Origin of the sequence: Clostridium sp. (genome assembly GCF_040797585.1) — a bacterium.
Lineage (GTDB): Bacteria > Bacillota > Clostridia > Clostridiales > Clostridiaceae > Clostridium_Z.
The window spans coordinates 1-18,897 of sequence record NZ_JBFNEO010000001.1 but is presented as its reverse complement, the minus strand read 5'-3'; the positions used below and the strand labels follow the sequence as shown (position 1 = coordinate 18,897).

Sequence of the window (18,897 nt, the reverse complement as noted above, 5' to 3'; positions counted from 1 at the left end):
ATGGGTAAAGTTTTAGCAGTGTGTACAAGTGATAAAAAGGGAATTGGAAAAACAGATGTTAAGGAATGTGTATTTGTCGAAAATCATGGTCTTAAAGGTGATGCTCACGCAGGTGATTGGCATAGACAAGTAAGCCTTCTTGCAATGGAGAGGATTACAGAATTTAGAGAAAAAGGAGGGAAGGTAGAACTAGGGGATTTTGGTGAAAACTTAGTTACAGAAGGCGTAGATTTAGTTAATCTTCCAATAGGAACTAAGCTTTCAATTGGGGAGACTCTACTTGAGGTTACCCAAATAGGTAAACAATGTCATAAACCTTGTAATATTTTCTATACTGTAGGAAGCTGTATAATGCCAACTAATGGTATATTTGCAAAGGTATTAAAAGGTGGAAAAGTAAAAGTTGGAGATGAAATTCAGGAGGTAAAGTAAAAAATGAAAAGATTTTTATCAGTTATTATTTCAGTAGTTTTAATGTTGTCACTAGTGGCTTGTGGAAGTGGAAGTAAAAAAGAGGAATCAAAGACAGAGGGTAAAAAAGAGAAGATTACAGTATTTGCAGCTTCCTCTTTAACAGAGGTTATGGAAGAGTTAAAGACAGAATTTGAAAAGGAAAACAAGAATAGAGAAATAGTTTTAAATTTTGGAGGATCTAGTACCTTAAGAACACAAATAGAAAGTGGTGCTGATTTTGATTTATTCGTATCTGCAGACAATGGTCATTATTCAAAACTTAAGGAGAAATCTTTAGTAAATGAAGGAAAAGTAATGGCATTTAATGAAGTGGTTTTGGTTGTTAATAAGGATAATGAAACCATAAAATCCTTAGAAGATTTAACATCTGTAGAAAAACTTGTAATGTGTGCAGAGGAAGTACCGATAGGAAAGTATTCAAGAAAGATTATAGACAAGGTAGATAATATAAATAAGGGATATAAAGACAAGGTAATGTCTAAGGTAGTTTCTAATGAAGCTAACGTTAAAATGGCATTGAACAAAGTTAAGATAAAAGAGGGAGACGCTACCTTTGTATATGTAACAGATGTAACAGATGATGTTAAGGATAGCATAAAGCAAATCCAGATTAAAGAAGAGTTAAATGAAAAAGCAGAGTATTGGATGGCTACAAACTCTAAAGAGAAAGATCTAGGAGATGAATTCATGAAATTCATTGAAAGTGAAAAAGGAAAAGAAATTATAAGAAAGCATAAGTTTAAAGCATAATCTTATATTTCAGTAATTAATTTACTAAGGATTACATGAGTCAAAAGAACATTTTGCATAGCCTTATAATATATCCATGCATCACATAGTTCATTAGAAATATAATTAAAATATTAATAAGAAATTTTCTCTACTGATAAAAATCATTATTAAGGATAAATTAAAACTAAATCCATATGAAGTTTTACTCCAGATGGATTGTAGGTTAATGAATTTAGAGTCTTATAATTTTTATAATTAGCTTTAAAAAGCTTAGATATTATAATTGTAAAACTCTGGATAAGTAAAAGAATTTAGAATGGCTCTAAATATAAAAAGAGATGCTAAAAGAAAGGCATCTCTTTTTTAGTGGTAAAAAATGGGGTGAAAATATTAAAGATCTATACACATTTCTCTATAAACATTAAGATCCTTAGAATAGATGTATTTACTAAAGGATTTGCTTATAAATTTACTAGACTCTCTGTAAAATATAGAAGGTGAGTTGTTTATTGCATAATAATAAACCCCGTCTTCCATATATAGAGGTTTTTCATAAGAGGTGTGTTTTGAACCTTCGATGGTTCTACCAGCACAGGCAGCTGCATCTATAATTAGTGCACCTTTTTTTAGATGCTTTTTATCTTCATTAGATATTATAGGATTACTACCTGGTTCAATTTCTATTCCGTTTATTATTATATGGAAATTATTTATGTTATCATAGAATTCATCCATAGTTTTTCTATAGAACATTCTTAAGTTTACATTAAACATAGAAATTGCCTTGAAAGCTCCTTGGGAGGCATTACCAGAACCTAAAATTGCCACGTTAGTGTCACTATTAGGTATTAATCCGTGGCTTAAAAGTCCATGGATAGTTGAAGAATATCCTGCAATGAAGCTATTTTCATAAATAAAGTTTTTTGGTACCCAGTTTAAGGGAAGTTCATGATTTTTATAGAATACTGCAGGGTGGATATTATCAAGATCAACTACTAAAAGATCTTTAGGAATTGCAATGTCTTTCATGAAATCACGACCTGAACCGTAAGGATGAGTCCAACCTATTATTATCTGTTCATTTTTAATAAGATGATAGTCATCTTTTTTTATATTTTTCAATGAGAATATGCCATCACAGGTTTTGAATATTTCTTCTTTACTTAGAACAGAACATCCCTTTTTCTCATACTCTTCATCATCTATACCTAAGGGGTTTCCAAATCCTTTTTCTATGAAGATTTGATTTTCAAAATTGTATATGTCCTCTGGTAAAAGTGCTACGCGACGTTCTTGTGGGTGATTTGGAATTATAAATCCTAGCTTCAATAATTCACGCTCCTTTCTTTTTTACAACGAATAGTAACAACTTAATTATAATATACAAGTTTTTAGTTGTCAAAAAAAGTATGTAAATTTTAACAAAAGTAGTTGTTTATTGAGATATTTATGTTATTCTTAATATGTAAAATAATGAGATGAAATATACATAATTATCATAGGGGGGAGAAAAATTGTATAAAGTAGTTTCTCCAAGATATAAACAAATAGCTGTGGATATTGCAAATAGAATATACCATGGATCAATAAATGAGGGGGAAAAAATTCATGGTAGGTCTACCTTAGCGGGGGAATATAATGTATCTCCAGAGACAATAAGAAGATCTATAAAGCTTCTTGAAGATATGAATGTATTGACAGTATCTAAGGGAAGTGGAATAACTGTATTATCTAAGGATAAAGCCTATTCTTTTATAGAAAGGTTTCAAGATGTAGAGAGCCTTGGCATAATGAAAAATCAATTAGAAGCATTGATTAATAAAAAAAGGGAGATAGATGGAGAGGTAAATGAATTAGTAAATAGGATAACAGATTTATCAGATAGACTTAAGAATGTAAATCCATTAAATACTGTAGAAGTTCAAATACCAAAACCATGGAAGAAAAGCGGAGATACAATAAAAGATCTTAAGTTCTGGCAAAATACTGGTGGAACGATTGTTGGAATTAGAAGAGAAGAAAATCTTATAATATCTCCAGGGCCTTATGCTACTATAGAAGAAGGAGATACAATTCTTGTGGTGGGAGATTATAATGTGATTAATAATGTAAGTAATTATATAAATAATATATAGCTTAATAAATAAAGACTTTATTACTAAAAATTATTCAGTTATTTAGTAATAAAGTCTATTTAAATTTAATTTTAAGTATCTAAACGCAGTAAAAACTATCAATTCTGTTTAGATCTAGACCGAAATAAACCCATCTCCATCCCATCCATCTCCAGCCAGCTATAGATTTTGGTCCTACATAGGTTAGATATGCCCAATACCCTCGTCCATTAGATTGCCAAATATAAGTATATCTATATAGGCAAGGTCTTATAGAACCAGTATCTATTGCTTTAGCACCTGGACCCATAGATTTTACTCCACTTTGTGTTTTAGTTGGGGTAAAAGGAGGTGGAGGAGACTGAGGTGCTTGAGAAGAACTACCACCAGGGGTCATTCCGCCAGGAGACATCTGACCAGGAGCCATCCCACCAGGAGGCATTTGACCAGGAGCCATCCCACCAGGAGGCATTTGACCAGGAGCCATCCCACCAGGAGGCATTTGACCAGGAGTCATTCCGCCAGGAGGCGTCTGATCAGGAGGCCTTCCACTTGGTGGGCGTGGTGGCATAAATCCTCTAGCTCTATTATTCATCATGTGAAAATTTTGCTTATTGGGATTTGAAACTTCAATCTCGTATTCTCCAACATCTCCCTCATATTCTCTAAAAAATCTAACACCATTGAACTCATCTAAATCATCAGGATAAAAAAAGTTCATATAATACTCCTAAGAATTATTTACACTACATATAATATGAATTATATGGTATATTTGTTACTTATGGTAAAGTAGGCTGAGAAGTTATAGAACGAATCTTTCCTCAGATGGTATTCTTTCCACCATCTGAAGGTTAGATGAGTTAATCTAGGGGAGTAGTAGCTGTTATCACCCACCTTTTAAGAGAAGTGGGTGTTACAGCTACTAGCCATCAGATAAAGGGTAGTATAATAAAAAATGTGTAGTAGCTATAAACTACCACACATTCTTCAGTATAATTATATTAATAAGCACGACCCCAATAAACTAAGGACTTAGCTTCTTTTCCACAGCAAACACAAGTTTCAGATATTCTTTCAGTATCATGGAATGGCATACATCTAGAAGTAGCAGCTACAACTTCTTTAATCTTATTTTCACATTCTACATCACCACACCACATAGCACGAACGAAACCAGGTTGTGTGTCAAGACTCTCTTTAAACTCATCTAAGTTTTTAGCATCAGAAGTCTTACTATTTTGAGAAGTTCTTGCTTTTTCAAGTAATGAATTATGGATTTCATCTAGTATTCTTGGGATTTCTGTTTCTAAATCATCAAGGGATACAAAGATTTTTTCTCTTGTATCACGTCTAACAAGAACACATTGATTTTTCTCAATATCCTTTGGTCCTATTTCAAGTCTTAGAGGAACCCCCTTCATTTCGTATTCAGAGAATTTCCAACCAGGACTCTTATCAGAGCTATCTAATTTAACTCTTAGAGACTTACTTAATTTGTCTTTAAGTTCTGTAGCTTTTTCAAGAACTCCTTCCTTATGCATAGCAACAGGAATTATTACAACTTCTGTTGGAGCTATTCTTGGAGGAAGAACAAGACCATTATCATCTCCATGAACCATTATTATAGCTCCCATAATTCTAGTAGAAACTCCCCAAGAAGTTTGGAAGCAGTGCTTTATTTTTCCATCCTTATCAGTAAAGGTTACATCAAAAGCTTTAGCAAAACCATCTCCGAAGTTATGAGATGTACCACATTGAAGAGCCTTACCATCATGCATTAAGCTTTCTATAGTATAAGTAGCTAGAGCACCAGCAAATTTTTCTTTCTCTGTTTTCTTTCCTTTAACTACAGGAATTGCTAAGGTTTCTTCACAGAAGTTTGCATATATGTCTAAAATCTTTAGAGTCTCCTCTTCAGCTTCCTCTCTAGTGGCATGCATTGTATGACCTTCTTGCCATAAGAATTCAAGGTTTCTTAAAAATGGTCTAGTAGTCTTTTCCCATCTTATAACTGAACACCATTGATTATATAACTTTGGAAGATCCTTATAAGACTGAATTACATTGCTATAATGATCACAGAATAGAACCTCAGAAGTAGGTCTTACACATAACCTTTCTGTAAGTTCCTCAGAACCACCATGTGTAACCCAAGCAACCTCAGGAGCAAAACCTTCTACGTGATCAGCTTCCTTTTTTAGTAGGCTTTCTGGTATTAAAAGTGGCATATATACATTTTCATGACCTGTTTCTTTAAATTTTCCATCTAATGTCTTTTGAATATTTTCCCATATAGCATAACCGTAAGGTCTTATTACCATACATCCTCTAACAGGAGCATAATCCACAAGCTCAGCTTTTTTAACAACATCAGTGTACCATTGAGTAAAATCCACATCCATAGAAGTAATTGCTTCAACTAACTTCTTATCTTTTGACATATTAATACCTCCTTAAATAATAACAAATATAATTGATTAAGATTAATATATTTTTACATAAAATGAATCTTTTCTAAAAGAAGTTTTAATGTTCCCCTAGACTTAACGAAAAGATTTTTAAATATAAAAAAAGCCTTCAATCCCAATAAAGGGACCGAGGCTTAAATATCGGCGGTACCACCCTAGTTAATATAACTAAATAAGTTATATTCGGCTTTAGAATATGTAACGGTAAAAACCGCTGTAGCTTATTCACTACAGAACTCCAAGGTAGGTTCAAAAATTTATTTTTAGGAATATTTCACCAAAATTATTCCCTCTCTTAAAAAATAGTGATTTTTTACTAGTCCTTATCATAGTTTATAAAGTGTTAAATTTTTATGCATATATCATATAATATAAGGTAGTGGTTGTCAAGTGTATTAAAAAAAGTATTTATCTTTAAATAGTATAATTAAATAGAAGAAATAAGAAAATATATAAAGAAAATTACACGAATAATTATTAATTCTGTAGCAAAATTAATAATTTAATAAAATAAACAGAGAAAAATGTAAAAATATTAAATTAAGAGCGGAATGTAGGGTATGCTAATAAAAAGATAGTGTATTCTATTTAGTATGTCCATTTATAGTTAGTTATTTTAATTATAAAAGAGGAATTATACGAACCTTTTATAATAGGATTTTAGGATAGATTAATTATATATAGAATAATATTTTAATGGACAAAATATAACAAATGCTTTTAAGTATGGAGGGGGATTCATGGTTATACTTAGTTATTTTGCTATCTTTTTTGCTAAGATTTTAGAGGTTTCATTAGCAACAGTTAGGACAGTTCTTATAACTAGAGGAGAAAAGTTCTGGGGCTCAGTGATTGGATTTGTTGAAGTTGTAATTTGGCTTTACTTAATAGGAGCCATTATTTCTAATGTAACTGAGGATCCTATTAAGGTAATATTTTATTCTCTTGGGTTTTCTCTTGGAAACTATGTAGGATCTATGATTGAGGAGAAATTAGCTTTAGGGCTAATAACCTTAAATATAATAGCATCCAAGGAACAAGGCGATGCCATAGCTTCTATGCTTCGTGAAAAGCAAGTAGGGGTCACCACAATGGATGGTGAAGGTAAGATTGAGCATAAAAAAATGCTAATAGTACACTTAAAAAGAAAGAGAAAGAATGAGATATTGTCATTATTAGAAGAGTCCAGCTACAATTGTGTAGTATCTATAAATGATACAAAAGTAGTCTATGGAGGTTATGGTCTTAGAAAATAAAGGTGGAGATTTAAATGAATTTATCTGAGTTACTTTATAGAGTAAAGGATATAATGAATGTAAATTTTGTAAAAGTAGAAGAAAAGAGTAATTTAAGTGATATAGCAGATCTTATTATAAATAATAATCTAGATGAAGTTATTGTTGTAGATAAATATGATAAACTACGTGGAATGTTTACAAGAAAAGATTTAGCTAGAGTATCAAGAAAAAATGATTCTATGAAAGATTCTATGAAGGATCACATGATAGAGAGTCTAATAACCATAGGACCGGATGAATCTGCAAGAGTAGCTAGAGATATTATGGTTGATAAGGGTATTGGAAGAATACCAGTAGTAAAAGATGATAAGGTTATAGGAGTTATAACTTCTAATAATCTTAGAGATACTTTTTATTTAAAAATAGATGAGATGTTTGATCTACAAAATAATATTTTAGATAATATCCATGAGGCAGTATGCATATGTGATGAAAAAGGTGTAGTAAGCTATTGGAACAAGAGTGCAGAAAAGCTTTACAAACTAAAAGCAAAAGATGTTATTGGAAGACCTATAGAAAATCATTTTACTAATGCAATAATTTTAAAAGCCTTAAAAGATGGAGAAATTATAGAAAATATAAGACATGAACCTATAAAGGGAAAGTCAGTTATATTAAGCGCAGTTCCTATATATAATTCTAAACAGCAAATTATTGCAGTTGTATCTACAGATAGAGATATAACTGAGGTAGTTGCATTATCTAAGGAACTAGAGAGTGCAAATGAGAAAGTGGAACTTTTAAGCAATGCGTATAATAGAGAGATTGCCAATAACTATAAGTTTTCTCATATAATAGGGAAAAGTAAAAAAATGATAGATGCTATAGCCCTTTGTCAAAAGGTGGCATCAACAACTGCATCAGTTCTTATAACAGGAGAGAGTGGAACTGGAAAAGAGGTTTTTGCAAAGGCAATTCATGAAGCTAGTGGAAGACAAGGACAGTTTGTAGCAGTTAACTGTAGTGCTATACCAGAGCATCTTCTTGAAAGTGAGCTTTTTGGATATGTGGAAGGTGCATTTACTGGAGCAGTGAAAAAAGGTAAAATTGGTATGTTTGAATTTGCTAATAATGGAACTTTATTTTTAGATGAGATAGGAGATATGCCAATTGGTATGCAAAGTAAGCTCTTAAGAGTTCTTCAAGATGGTATTGTATATAGATTAGGTAGTGAAAAAGCTATTCATACTAATACTAGAATAATTGCAGCTACAAATAAGAATTTAAGAGAAGCTATAAAGGATAAGACTTTTAGAGATGATCTATTTTATAGATTAGCAGTTGTTCAGTTAGAACTTCCGTCCCTTAGAGAAAGAAAAGAAGATATTAAGGAATTAATCAATTATTTTGTTAATAACATATCAAAATATGAAGGTATTTTAATTAATGATATAGATGATGAAATATATGAAATCCTTTTAAACTATACATGGGAAGGAAATATAAGAGAGTTAAAAAATGTAATTCAAAGAATGGTAGTACTCTCTAATAAGGGGCATATATCTATAAATAGTATACCTGAATATATCCTTAATAACTCTAAGGTTAAAGAAAAAATAGAGATAGATAAAGATGATAAATACAATATAGAAGAAAGGGTTAAAACCCTTGAATATAATATAATTAAAGAGGTTATGGAAATAACTAAGGGGAATAAAGCAAAGGCTGCTGAGATATTAAAAATTAAAAGAACTACATTATATTATAAATTAAAACAATATGGACTTATAGACACCTGTCAATAATTTGACAGGTGTGTTTGTTTTTTGACAATCCATAGAAAAATATGGTTAGGCGATAATTCGCAATGGATTGACATATTCTTAACAAAACATGGCGAAAAAAAGTGTCTAAAATTCAACGCTTTTGTTGAATTTTATATTTGGAATTTAAATTTTGAATAAAAATCTTTACTATTGCACATACCTATTCTAAAGGGAAGTATAATAATTTTTTTCGATATTTATAAACTTGGCACGATAGTTGCTATAAATAATATTGTAATTCAATCGGAGGTGAGTACATGGACAAGATGTTCAAGTTTCCTCTAAAGATGCACGTAGGTGCACCGTGTGAACCAATTGTGAAGGAAGGTACTAAGGTTCAAAGAGGGGAATGTATAGCAGAGCCAACTAAAGGTTTAGGGGCTAAGATACATACAAGTGTTACTGGAGTGGTATCAAAGGTTAATGAAAGTGAAATAATAATTTTGGCTGATGATAATCAAAGCAAGGATTATGTAAAGATAAAGGAATGCAATTCAGTTATAGACTATGTATTCGAAGCAGGAATAGTAGGAGCAGGTGGAGCAGGCTTTCCAGCCCATGTAAAACTTAAAGCTGAGATTCCAGATGGTTATATAATAGCAAACTGTGTTGAGTGCGAACCATTATTAAAGCACAATGTAAGACTTTTAGAAGAGAATCCAGAGATAGTTATAAAGGGTATAAGATATGCAATGGAAGCTACAAAAGCTCCAAAGGCATACATAGGAATAAAGATAAAAAATAAAAAAGCAATAGAATCTTTAAATAAAGCATTAAATGGAATAAATGATATAGAAGTTAAAGAGCTTCAAGATTTATATCCAATGGGAGAAGAGAGAGCTCTTATAAATGGAATATTTGGACAGTGGTTAAGACCAGACCAACTTCCATTAGAAGCTAAATGTGTAGTTTTAAATACTGAAACTCTTGCAAATATAAAGAGAGCAGTTGAAGATAGGAAACCAGTTATAGACAAAGACTTCTCAGTAGCTGGAAAGCTTAAGAGTGGAAAAGAAACAGTTGTTTTCTTCGATGTTCCAGTAGGAAGTAAGGTAGAAGAGCTTATAGAAAGAGCTGGAGGAATTGACGGTGCATATGGAGAGCTTGTTATAGGTGGACCATATACTGGTAAATCAGACAACCTTAAAGATGCCCATGTCACTAAAACTTCAGGAGGAGCAATACCAACTATAGAACTTCCAGAATTTAAAGGAAAGCTTGGATTATTAGTTTGTGCTTGTGGTGCAAATGAAGATAGATTAAGAGAAATTGCTGGAAAAATGAATTCAGAAGTAGTTGGAGCTGTGGAATGTAAAAATGTAGAACACATAAAAACAGCTTTAAAATGTAAGACACCAGGTGACTGACCAGGTCAAACAGCTGTAGTTTTGCAGCTAAAGAAAATGGGTGCAGAAAGAATATTAATATCTAACTGTAGCGATTGTTCAAATACTGTTATGAATTGTGCTCCAAAGATGGGCGTAGGTGTATACCATGCAACAGATCACATCTTCAGAACAGTAGATCATAAATTAAGTAGAAGATTAGAGGTTGAATAACAACTTAGAAGGAGGAACTTAGATATGTCAATGAGTGCTGAACATGCAGAAGCTCTTAGGAATGAGTATGCTGTTGTTTGTTGTAGAACAGAAGCTGGAACTATAATTTCAGCAGACAATTTAGAGGATCCTGATATATTCCCAGATATGGTTGACTCAGGATTACTATCAATACCTGACAATTGCCTTAAAATAGGGGAAATAATTGGAGCAAAGCTCACAAAAACAATAGATTCTTTGACACCAATAACTTCCGATATAGTTGAAGGATATAAAGAGTTAAGTGGAGCAAAGGAAGAAAAAGAAGAAGTTTCTAATGAACTTTGCTGCCCGGAGGAAAAAGCTGTTCTTAAGTTTAATAAGAAGGCTGGAAACACAATTACTAATGAAGACTTAGAAAACCCAATGTATTTTGAGCAATTAGAGGATTCTTTACTTGTTAATTTAGGAGATGATGTTTTAACAAGACAAGAGGCTGTAGGAAAGACATTAAGCGTTGATGCTTCAGCTCTAACTCCTATAACAAGTTCAATCCTAGAAGGATATGAGGAGGAAGAAATAATGCCGAACCAACAAAACGTTGTAACAAGCCTAAGCGGTTCAGTTCTTAAGATAAAAATCGCAGAGGGTAAGGGAATTGACATTGAAGTTCCATTAACATTAAATGGAGCAGCTCCAGTGCCACCAATGGCAAAGCCAGCTACACCAGTAGCAGTTAAGGCTGCTGAAGTTAAGGGGCAAGTTAAGAGTGAAGAAAAAGTAGAAGCTAATAAAACTTTAGCAGAAAAGAAAGTAAGATCTTTAATAAAGAAACATTTTAAAATAGAAAATGTTAAGGTTGAAGGAAATGAAACTAAGATTGAAGGAACAACTCTTTACATAAGAGAAAATGTATGTGAAGACGCTGTAAAGCAAAGCCACTTAGTTGAATCTATAAAACTTGACATAATAACTCCAGATAAGTATAACACTTATTCTGAAACTATAATGGATGTTCAACCAATAGCTACTAAAGAAGATGATGCTAAGATAGGTAATGGAGTTACGAGAGTTATAGATGGAGCTATCGTAATGGTAACTGGTACAGATGCTGATGGAGTACAAATCGGAGAATTTGGATCTTCTGAAGGAATACTAGAAGAAAACATTATGTGGGGAAGACCAGGAGCACCTGATAAGGGTGAAATATTTATAAAGACAGAAGTGGTTATAGCAAGAGGAATGAACATGGAAAGACCAGGTCCTCTAGCAGCTCACGCAGCAACTGACTTTATAACTCAAGAAATAAGAGAAGCTCTTAAGAAGCTTGATGAATCATTAGTTGTTGATACTGAAGAACTTGTAGAGTACAGAAGACCAGGTAAGAAAAAAGTAGTTATAGTTAAAGAAATAATGGGTCAAGGTGCAATGCACGATAACTTAATATTACCTGTTGAACCAGTTGGAGTACTTGGAGGTAAACCAAACGTTGACCTTGGTAATGTTCCTGTAATGTTATCTCCACTTGAAGTATTAGATGGAGGAATCCACGCATTAACTTGTATAGGACCAGCATCTAAGGAATGTTCAAGACACTACTGGAGAGAGCCACTTGTAGCAGAGGCTTTACATGATGAGGAAATAGACTTCGCAGGAGTTATATTTGTTGGATCTCCACAAATAAATGCTGAAAAGTTCTATGTATCTGAAAGATTAGGAATGATGATTGAGTTCATGGATGTTGATGGTGCTATAGTTACAACTGAAGGTTTTGGAAATAACCATATAGATTTTGCATCTCATATAGAACAAATAGGAATGAGAGGAGTTCCAGCAGTTGGAATGTCATTCTGTGCAGTTCAAGGAGCTTTAGTTGTTGGTAACAAGCACATGAAATACATGGTTGATAATAATAAATCAGAGGGTGGAATAGAGAATGAAGTTCTTTCTTGTAACACTCTATGTAAAGAAGATGCTATAAGAGCTTTATCAATGGTGAAATCTGCTATAGCTGGTGAAGATGTAAAGACTGCTGAAAGAAAGTGGAATCCAAATGTTAAGGAAAATAACTTAGAAGCAGTAGAAAAAGCTTATGGAAGTAAGATTGATAGAGTTCCAAATGAAACTACAATCCCAATGAGTGAAAAAAGATTAGAGAAATATTCTACAAAGTAATTAGATAAAGAGAGGCCATAATATGAAATATGGTGATAAAATTATAAAAATGGAAGGTGTTATAGTCGAAGTTCAAGATGGAGCTGTAGCTATGGACCTTAAGGGAAGACTAGGATATTTAAAGGTTCCTATGAGAATGCTTATAACAGATTATCCTCTAAAGGTAGGGCAAGAGATAGCTTTTAATATGAGCTTTCCAGAAGTTGTATCAGAAGAGGTTAATGAAAAATATGTAAGCAACCTAGAGATAAGAAATAGAAAGGAAGGAAAATAATATGGATTATACTGTAGTTAAGGGTTTACAATCTGAGATATTTGTACCAATAACTCCTCCTCCAGTATGGACACCTGTAACAAAAGAATTAAAAGATATGAAAATAGCTTTTGCTACAGCTGCTGGAGTACACTTAAAATCTGATAAGAGATTTAATTTAGCAGGAGATTTCACTTTTAGAAGAATACCAGGAGATGCACCAGTATCTGATATGATGGTATCCCATGGAGGATATGATAATGCAGATGTTAATAAGGACATCAACTGCATGTTCCCTATAGATAGATTAAGAGAATTAGCAGCTGAAGGATTTATAAAAGAAGTAGCTGAAACTCATATAGGATTCATGGGTGGTGGTGGAAACCAAGAAAAGTTTGCTAATGAAACTGGCCCAGAAATAGCTAAAATTTTAAAAGAAGAAAATGTAGATGCTGTAGTTTTAACCGCTGGCTGAGGAACTTGCCACCGTTCTGCTGTTTTAGTACAGAGAGCGATAGAGGAATCGGGGATTCCTACAATATGTATAGCGGCATTACCACCAGTTGTTAGACAGACTGGTACACCAAGATCAGTTGCTCCATTAGTTCCAATGGGAGCTAATGCTGGAGAGCCTAATAACAAAGAAATGCAAACTGCAATATTAAAGGACAGTTTAAATTATTTAGTTACAATAGATACACCTGGAAAGATAGTATCTCTTCCATACGAGTATGTTGCTAAAGTTTAATTGAAAAATATCCGATCTCTCTTTTTAGAGAGGTCGGTATTTGTTAACTATTATTTATTTAAAAGGATTAAGTTATGAGAGAAATAAAAGAGTTAAGAAAGCTTGTAATAAAGACTTTTCACGTTGAAAAGGTTGAATTTTCAGATAAAACTTTTTTAAAGAATAGAACTCTTTACTTGAGGCATGGAATAGATAATTTAGAATTTAACAAAGACCACATAAACGGTTTAAAGATAAACCTAATACAACCTAATAATCATAATATATTCATAAACTCTATAATGGATTTTTCACCTATTGCAACTAAGGTTTTAGGTACTATAGGGGAGGGAATAACTCATGTACTTACAGGAGTTAATGTTATGCTTACAGGAGTTGACGAAGAGGGTGTTCAGGTCGCAGAATTTGGTTCATCTGAAGGAATTTTAGAGGAGCAAATTGTATTTGATAGAGCAGGGACACCAAGAAAAGAAGATATAATTATTCATTTAGATTTTGTATTAAATAAAGGTATGGGAAGCTTAAGAGAGGCTATAACAGAGGTTCATAAAGCTTCAGATTCTATTATACAAGAGATAAGAGAATATTTAAAAACAATAAACGGAAGACTATGTGATGAAAAACATGAGTATTATGACAAAATTAAAAAGCATAGAAAAAATGTAGTTATAGTAAAGCAAGTAGCAGGTCAGGGAGCTATGTATGATACTGCTTTATTCGGAAAAGAGCCCGGTGGTGCCTTAGGGAGTAGATCAATAATAGATATGGGAAATGTCCCAATAATAGTATCACCTAATGAATACAGAGATGGAGCATTAAGAGCAATGCATTAATTAGGAGGATAGTTATGGGAATAGGACCATCTACAAAGGAAACAACCCTTCATCATTTTAGAGATCCTCTACTTGATATAGTAGATAAGGATGATGATGTAGATTTACTTGGAGTAATTATAGTTGGAACACCACAAGCTAATGAAGATAAACTTTTTGTAGGGAAAAGAGTAGGCACATTAGTTGAAGCTATGAGAGCAGATGGAGCTATAGTATCCTTAGATGGATGGGGAAATAGCCATGTAGATTTTGCAAATACTATTGAAGAGATAGGTAAAAGAAATATTCCTGTAGTAGGATTAAGTTTTGTAGGAACTCAAGGAGAGTTTGTAGTGACAAATAAATATATGGATACTATAGTGGATTTTAATAAATCTAAAGAAGGAATAGAGACAGAGGTTGTAGGAGAAAATACTATTGGTATAAAAGATGCAAGGAAGGCTTTAGCTTTTCTTAAACTTAAAATGAAGAAAGTGGGGGAATAGTACAATGAAATTTTCAAAATCAATTCAAGCAGTTGACTCTCATACTATGGGAGAGCCTACAAGAATAGTAGTAGGTGGAATACCTGTTATAAAGGGAAACACAATGCCAGAAAAAAAGGCATATCTTGAAGAGAATCTAGACTATGTAAGAACAGCTATAATGCATGAGCCAAGAGGACATAAAGATATGTTTGGATCTATAATAACAGCTCCAACTCATGAAGAAGCAGATCTTGGAATAATTTTCATGGATGGTGGCGGATATCTAAATATGTGTGGACATGGTTCCATAGGAGCAGCTACGGTTGCAGTAGAAACAGGAATGGTAGAGGTTAAGGAACCATATACTGAAATAGTTTTAGAAGCACCAGCTGGACTTGTTAAGTCTAAGGTTAAAGTTGAGAATGGGAAAGCTATTGAAGCATCAATAGTTAATGTTCCATCATTTTTATACAAAAGTGTAGAAATAGAAGTTCCTGAAATAGGGAAGGTTAATGTGGATATATCTTTTGGAGGAAGCTTTTTTGCTATAGTAAATTCTAAGGAACTAGGTTTAGAAATAGACCCTAAGAACTCTACAAAACTTACAGAGGTTGGTCTAAATATAAGAGACATAATAAACTCTACAGTGGAAATAAAGCATCCAACTTTATCTCATATAACTACTGTAGATTTAGTAGAAATATATGGACCACCGAAGAATGAAAAGGCGACATATCAGAATGTTGTTATATTTGGAGAAGGTCAAGTTGATAGATCACCATGTGGAACTGGTACAAGTGCAAAAATGGCTACATTATTCTCAAAAGGAGAACTTAAAGAGGGAGAAGACTTCATATATGAAAGTATTCTTGGAACAATGTTTAGAGGGAAAATTTTAGGAACTACTAAGGTAGGAGAATATACTGCAGTAATTCCAGAGATAACAGGAAGTGCATATATAACAGGATTTAATCATTTTGTTATAGATGAAAATGATCCTGTAAAGCACGGATTTAGCTTAGGCTAAGCTTAATAGAGGGATAATATCCCTCTATTAATTAAAAGAACATAAGGAATAATATTAGAATTTTAGAAGTTAAACAATATCAAGCAGGCTAAAAGTAATGAGATAAAGTTAGCACATAAAAATTTATGGAATATAATTAATTTAAAATAATATAATTACGAAAAAGTATCTAAATACAATATAGGGGGAAGATATATGTTAACCAATATAGTCCTTGCAGCATTAGGAGTTATTACATTAATATTTGCAGTTTTTTATATAAAAGATGTTATAGCAGCAAAAAAGCAAGGGAGCCTTGGAGAAGGAAATTTTGTAATAGCAGGAGTATCAGGGTTTGTAGTAAACTTTTTTGATACTTTAGGCATAGGAGCTTTTGCACCATTAACAGCTTTATTAAAGGGTTTTAAGCTAACAAGAGATAAGTACATACCTGGAACATTAAATGTGTCTTGTACAATACCAGTTGTTTTAGAAGCTTTTATATTTATAGATGGTATAGAGGTTGAACCTGTAACTCTTATAAGTATGCTTGCAGCAGCTGCTATAGGAGCTGTAGTTGGAGCTGGCTTTGTTTCTAAACTTGATGAAAAGAAGATACAACTATTTATGGCAATAGCATTACTAGCAGTTTCATTAATTATGTTAGCATCACAGTTAGGATTAATGCCAATAGGTGGAGAGGCAATAGGATTAACTGGAGGTAAGCTTATATTTGCAGTAGTAGCCAACTTTATATTAGGAGCATTAATGACTGTTGGAATAGGATTATATGCGCCATGTATGGCGTTAGTTTATGCTTTAGGTATGAGTCCAGCAGTTGCCTTCCCAATAATGATGGGATCTTGTGCATTTTTAATGCCATCAGCTTCATTAAAGTTTGTTAAAGAAGGAGCCTATGATAAGAAGGCAGCTATAGCAATAACTATATTTGGATCTATAGGTGTATTTATAGCAGCTTATCTTGTAAAGAGTTTACCACTTGAAATATTAAAGTGGCTTGTGGTAATAGTTATACTATATACATCTATAACAATGTTTAAATCTTATAGTAATAAAGCAAAAGTAGCTAAATAAATTAAATGCTTAAGGATTAAGTAAATATATTTCAATGAATGTGGAGTAATAAGTATAGTAATATACTTATTACTCCACATTTTTATATATTAGATTAATTAAAGATATATAAATTGATTTCTTACCATAGATTAAATTCTTACTCTTTATATTATATAGAGTATATATATAGATATACTATTTTCAGACTCAATATTTAAACACCTTTTATATCAGGAGATCTTGAGGTTTAGTTTAAGATAGCATGTGGTATATCCATACATAAACCATTCCAAAACTCAATTTAAATGGTATCTGATGAGTTATCCATTAGAGTAGTAACACTATAATATTATGATTTTAAGTTGAATATTAACTCATACATATACTTAATTCCTTAAAAGTAATAAATAGACTAAAATATAATGTGAAAAGAATAAAAAAATAGACGACAGAATAGATATATATAATTATATGTAGAAATTGAAATAAAAGGTAATAACATGTATAATTTATTTATATAATAAGAAAAATTATAGTAAGTATTAGTAAAGTTACATTACATGGAGGGAATTGATTGTTAGATAGTAAGGGGTTTGACATATGGGCAAAAGAGTATGATAAAAGCGTAGAAATAGGAGATGAAGAGTATCCTTTTCATGGATATTATCAGGTATTACAGTGTGTTTACAATTTAATTAATGGAAAAGAATCAAAGAAAATATTGGATGTAGGATTTGGAACTGGATTATTAACAAATAGATTATATATAGATGGGGCAAAGATTTATGGAATGGATTTTTCACAGAACATGATTCACATTGCAAAAGAAAAAATGCCTAAAGGAATATTTATACAATGGGATTTTAATTTAGGAGTACCTTCTCAGTTGAAAACTGAAAAATTCGATTATATTATATCTTCTTATGCAATTCATCATTTAGATAATGATAAAAAATTCCAGTTTATAAATGAATTAAAAGGCTTGTTAAATGAAGACGGCAAAATAATAATTGCCGATGTTGCATTCAAAACAGAAAATGAATTAATTAAATGTAAAAGTGATAATGATAGTATATGGGATGATGAGGAAATATATATGGTTGGGGAAGAAATTATCTCTAAGTTGAGTGATAAAGGTATTAACTCAAGATATACACAGATTTCTCCATGTGCAGGAATTTTAGAAATTTATTAGTTAATAAATTAAATAGAGGTACTTAAAACTTTAATATTTATTTTTGTTTACACATAATAAGTCCGGTAAAGCTTTTATAAGGTTTACTGGACTTAAACTTTGTTTTAAGAAAACAATATATATACTTTATATATTATACAATTATTATATAAATAAATATTTTAGATAGTCTTAAGAAATAATATCATTAAGAACCACTCTGGTATTACTCAGTACATGTAACAAAGATAAACCAGCTAAAGTTCTGTACATTGTAATATTAAGATATCTTAGAAGTAGGATTTCTATGAATCTGGCAATTATATTAAAGGTAAGGTAATTACAAAAAAATAATGCTAAGAGGTCTGTATTTATTGTCATAAAACTATGATGAAGAGTGATTTAAAACTCTATTAGTGAATCAGGGGTCTACAGCTCCTAGCCATCAGATAAAATATAAAATTTATAGCTTTGTTTAACTAGACAAGATATAATTATATAGTGCTTTTGCAAAAGAATAGGGAAGTAATAATAGAAGGAATTAAAGGTGAAGTAATATGAGAAATTTAAAGATATCAATATCTTATGATGGAACTAGATATAGAGGGTGGCAAAGACAAAAAGGAGATGTACCAACTATACAAGGGAAGATAGAAGATGTACTATGTAAAATGACCGGAGAAGAAATTCAATTAATAGGATGTGGAAGAACAGATACAGGAGTACATGCTAAAAACTATATAGCTAACTTTCATACTAAATCTACCCTTA

At 32.0% G+C, this 18,897-nt stretch carries 17 protein-coding genes, 1 pseudogene and 1 other annotated feature; of the genes and pseudogenes, 15 read left to right on the top strand and 3 right to left on the bottom strand.

Translation table 11 applies throughout. From position 1 onward, the window contains the following. Window positions 1–432: an MOSC domain-containing protein gene (locus AB2369_RS00090; protein ID WP_367664428.1), complete on the top strand. Its 432-nt coding sequence runs from the start codon at window positions 1–3 to the stop codon at window positions 430–432. 3 nt (window positions 433–435) lie between these two features. Then, entirely contained in the window at window positions 436–1,224 is a 789-nt protein-coding gene (gene modA, locus AB2369_RS00085) for a molybdate ABC transporter substrate-binding protein (RefSeq protein ID WP_367664427.1), read from the top strand. A 372-nt stretch (window positions 1,225–1,596) separates the two neighbouring features. On the opposite strand, the gene AB2369_RS00080 is transcribed toward modA, so the two are convergent. Continuing rightward, window positions 1,597–2,535 carry a N(5)-(carboxyethyl)ornithine synthase gene (locus tag AB2369_RS00080; RefSeq protein WP_367664426.1) on the bottom strand — a complete coding sequence of 313 codons (939 nt, stop codon included), beginning with the start codon at window positions 2,533–2,535 and terminating at the stop codon, window positions 1,597–1,599. 185 nt (window positions 2,536–2,720) lie between these two features. On the opposite strand from AB2369_RS00080, the gene AB2369_RS00075 reads away from it, so the two are divergent. After that, window positions 2,721–3,341, top strand: coding sequence for a TrkA C-terminal domain-containing protein (locus tag AB2369_RS00075; RefSeq protein WP_367664425.1), 621 nt, complete (start codon window positions 2,721–2,723; stop codon window positions 3,339–3,341). Window positions 3,342–3,420: 79 nt separating this feature from the next. On the opposite strand, the gene AB2369_RS00070 is transcribed toward AB2369_RS00075, so the two are convergent. Both AB2369_RS00070 and proS read right to left on the bottom strand, forming a co-directional pair. Then, on the bottom strand, window positions 3,421–4,041 hold the full coding sequence (locus tag AB2369_RS00070; RefSeq protein ID WP_367664424.1) for a hypothetical protein: 621 nt from the start codon (window positions 4,039–4,041) through the stop codon (window positions 3,421–3,423). 283 nt (window positions 4,042–4,324) lie between these two features. Beyond that, complete coding sequence (gene proS, locus AB2369_RS00065; RefSeq protein WP_367664423.1) at window positions 4,325–5,764, bottom strand: proline--tRNA ligase; 1,440 nt, start codon at window positions 5,762–5,764, stop codon at window positions 4,325–4,327. A 146-nt stretch (window positions 5,765–5,910) separates the two neighbouring features. After that, window positions 5,911–6,130: a binding site (T-box leader), on the bottom strand. 407 nt (window positions 6,131–6,537) lie between these two features. On the opposite strand from proS, the gene AB2369_RS00060 reads away from it, so the two are divergent. The 12 genes and pseudogenes from AB2369_RS00060 to AB2369_RS00005 all read left to right on the top strand — a co-directional run. After that, a complete protein-coding gene (locus AB2369_RS00060) occupies window positions 6,538–7,047 on the top strand; it encodes a DUF2179 domain-containing protein (RefSeq protein ID WP_367664442.1) in 510 nt (169 codons plus the stop codon). Window positions 7,048–7,061: 14 nt separating this feature from the next. Further along, the gene (gene prdR / locus AB2369_RS00055; RefSeq protein ID WP_367664422.1) at window positions 7,062–8,834 is read left to right on the top strand and encodes a sigma-54 dependent transcriptional regulator PrdR; all 1,773 of its coding nucleotides are present in this window, start codon (window positions 7,062–7,064) and stop codon (window positions 8,832–8,834) included. Window positions 8,835–9,112: 278 nt separating this feature from the next. Next, window positions 9,113–10,414 carry a proline reductase-associated electron transfer protein PrdC gene (prdC, locus tag AB2369_RS00050; protein ID WP_367664421.1) on the top strand — a complete coding sequence of 434 codons (1,302 nt, stop codon included), beginning with the start codon at window positions 9,113–9,115 and terminating at the stop codon, window positions 10,412–10,414. 24 nt (window positions 10,415–10,438) lie between these two features. After that, entirely contained in the window at window positions 10,439–12,568 is a 2,130-nt protein-coding gene (prdA, locus tag AB2369_RS00045; RefSeq protein WP_367664420.1) for a D-proline reductase (dithiol) proprotein PrdA, read from the top strand. Window positions 12,569–12,590: 22 nt separating this feature from the next. Next, on the top strand, window positions 12,591–12,842 hold the full coding sequence (locus tag AB2369_RS00040; RefSeq protein ID WP_027632705.1) for a CBO2463/CBO2479 domain-containing protein: 252 nt from the start codon (window positions 12,591–12,593) through the stop codon (window positions 12,840–12,842). A 1-nt stretch (window position 12,843) separates the two neighbouring features. Next, on the top strand, window positions 12,844–13,569 hold the full coding sequence (gene prdB, locus AB2369_RS00035) for a D-proline reductase (dithiol) protein PrdB (protein WP_367664419.1): 726 nt from the start codon (window positions 12,844–12,846) through the stop codon (window positions 13,567–13,569). A gap of 74 nt (window positions 13,570–13,643) precedes the next feature. Next, the gene (prdD, locus tag AB2369_RS00030) at window positions 13,644–14,402 is read left to right on the top strand and encodes a proline reductase cluster protein PrdD (RefSeq protein WP_367664418.1); all 759 of its coding nucleotides are present in this window, start codon (window positions 13,644–13,646) and stop codon (window positions 14,400–14,402) included. 14 nt (window positions 14,403–14,416) lie between these two features. Continuing rightward, window positions 14,417–14,887: a glycine/sarcosine/betaine reductase component B subunit gene (locus tag AB2369_RS00025; RefSeq protein WP_367664417.1), complete on the top strand. Its 471-nt coding sequence runs from the start codon at window positions 14,417–14,419 to the stop codon at window positions 14,885–14,887. Window positions 14,888–14,891: 4 nt separating this feature from the next. Continuing rightward, complete coding sequence (locus tag AB2369_RS00020) at window positions 14,892–15,896, top strand: proline racemase (protein ID WP_367664416.1); 1,005 nt, start codon at window positions 14,892–14,894, stop codon at window positions 15,894–15,896. A gap of 195 nt (window positions 15,897–16,091) precedes the next feature. Then, the gene (locus AB2369_RS00015; protein ID WP_367664415.1) at window positions 16,092–16,970 is read left to right on the top strand and encodes a TSUP family transporter; all 879 of its coding nucleotides are present in this window, start codon (window positions 16,092–16,094) and stop codon (window positions 16,968–16,970) included. 556 nt (window positions 16,971–17,526) lie between these two features. Then, a complete protein-coding gene (locus AB2369_RS00010) occupies window positions 17,527–18,147 on the top strand; it encodes a class I SAM-dependent methyltransferase (protein ID WP_367664414.1) in 621 nt (206 codons plus the stop codon). A gap of 536 nt (window positions 18,148–18,683) precedes the next feature. Further along, window positions 18,684–18,897, top strand: a pseudogene (locus AB2369_RS00005) (tRNA pseudouridine(38-40) synthase TruA); the annotation flags it as partial.

Coding starts and splice junctions, on each gene's coding strand:
- AB2369_RS00025 (WP_367664417.1), top strand. CDS start 14,417: ATGGGAATAGGACCATCTACAAAGGAAACAACCCTTCATCATTTTAGA.
- AB2369_RS00070 (WP_367664424.1), bottom strand. CDS start 4,041: ATGAACTTTTTTTATCCTGATGATTTAGATGAGTTCAATGGTGTTAGA.
- prdR (WP_367664422.1), top strand. CDS start 7,062: ATGAATTTATCTGAGTTACTTTATAGAGTAAAGGATATAATGAATGTA.
- AB2369_RS00015 (WP_367664415.1), top strand. CDS start 16,092: ATGTTAACCAATATAGTCCTTGCAGCATTAGGAGTTATTACATTAATA.
- AB2369_RS00020 (WP_367664416.1), top strand. CDS start 14,892: ATGAAATTTTCAAAATCAATTCAAGCAGTTGACTCTCATACTATGGGA.
- proS (WP_367664423.1), bottom strand. CDS start 5,764: ATGTCAAAAGATAAGAAGTTAGTTGAAGCAATTACTTCTATGGATGTG.
- modA (WP_367664427.1), top strand. CDS start 436: ATGAAAAGATTTTTATCAGTTATTATTTCAGTAGTTTTAATGTTGTCA.
- prdD (WP_367664418.1), top strand. CDS start 13,644: ATGAGAGAAATAAAAGAGTTAAGAAAGCTTGTAATAAAGACTTTTCAC.
- AB2369_RS00040 (WP_027632705.1), top strand. CDS start 12,591: ATGAAATATGGTGATAAAATTATAAAAATGGAAGGTGTTATAGTCGAA.
- AB2369_RS00090 (WP_367664428.1), top strand. CDS start 1: ATGGGTAAAGTTTTAGCAGTGTGTACAAGTGATAAAAAGGGAATTGGA.
- prdA (WP_367664420.1), top strand. CDS start 10,439: ATGTCAATGAGTGCTGAACATGCAGAAGCTCTTAGGAATGAGTATGCT.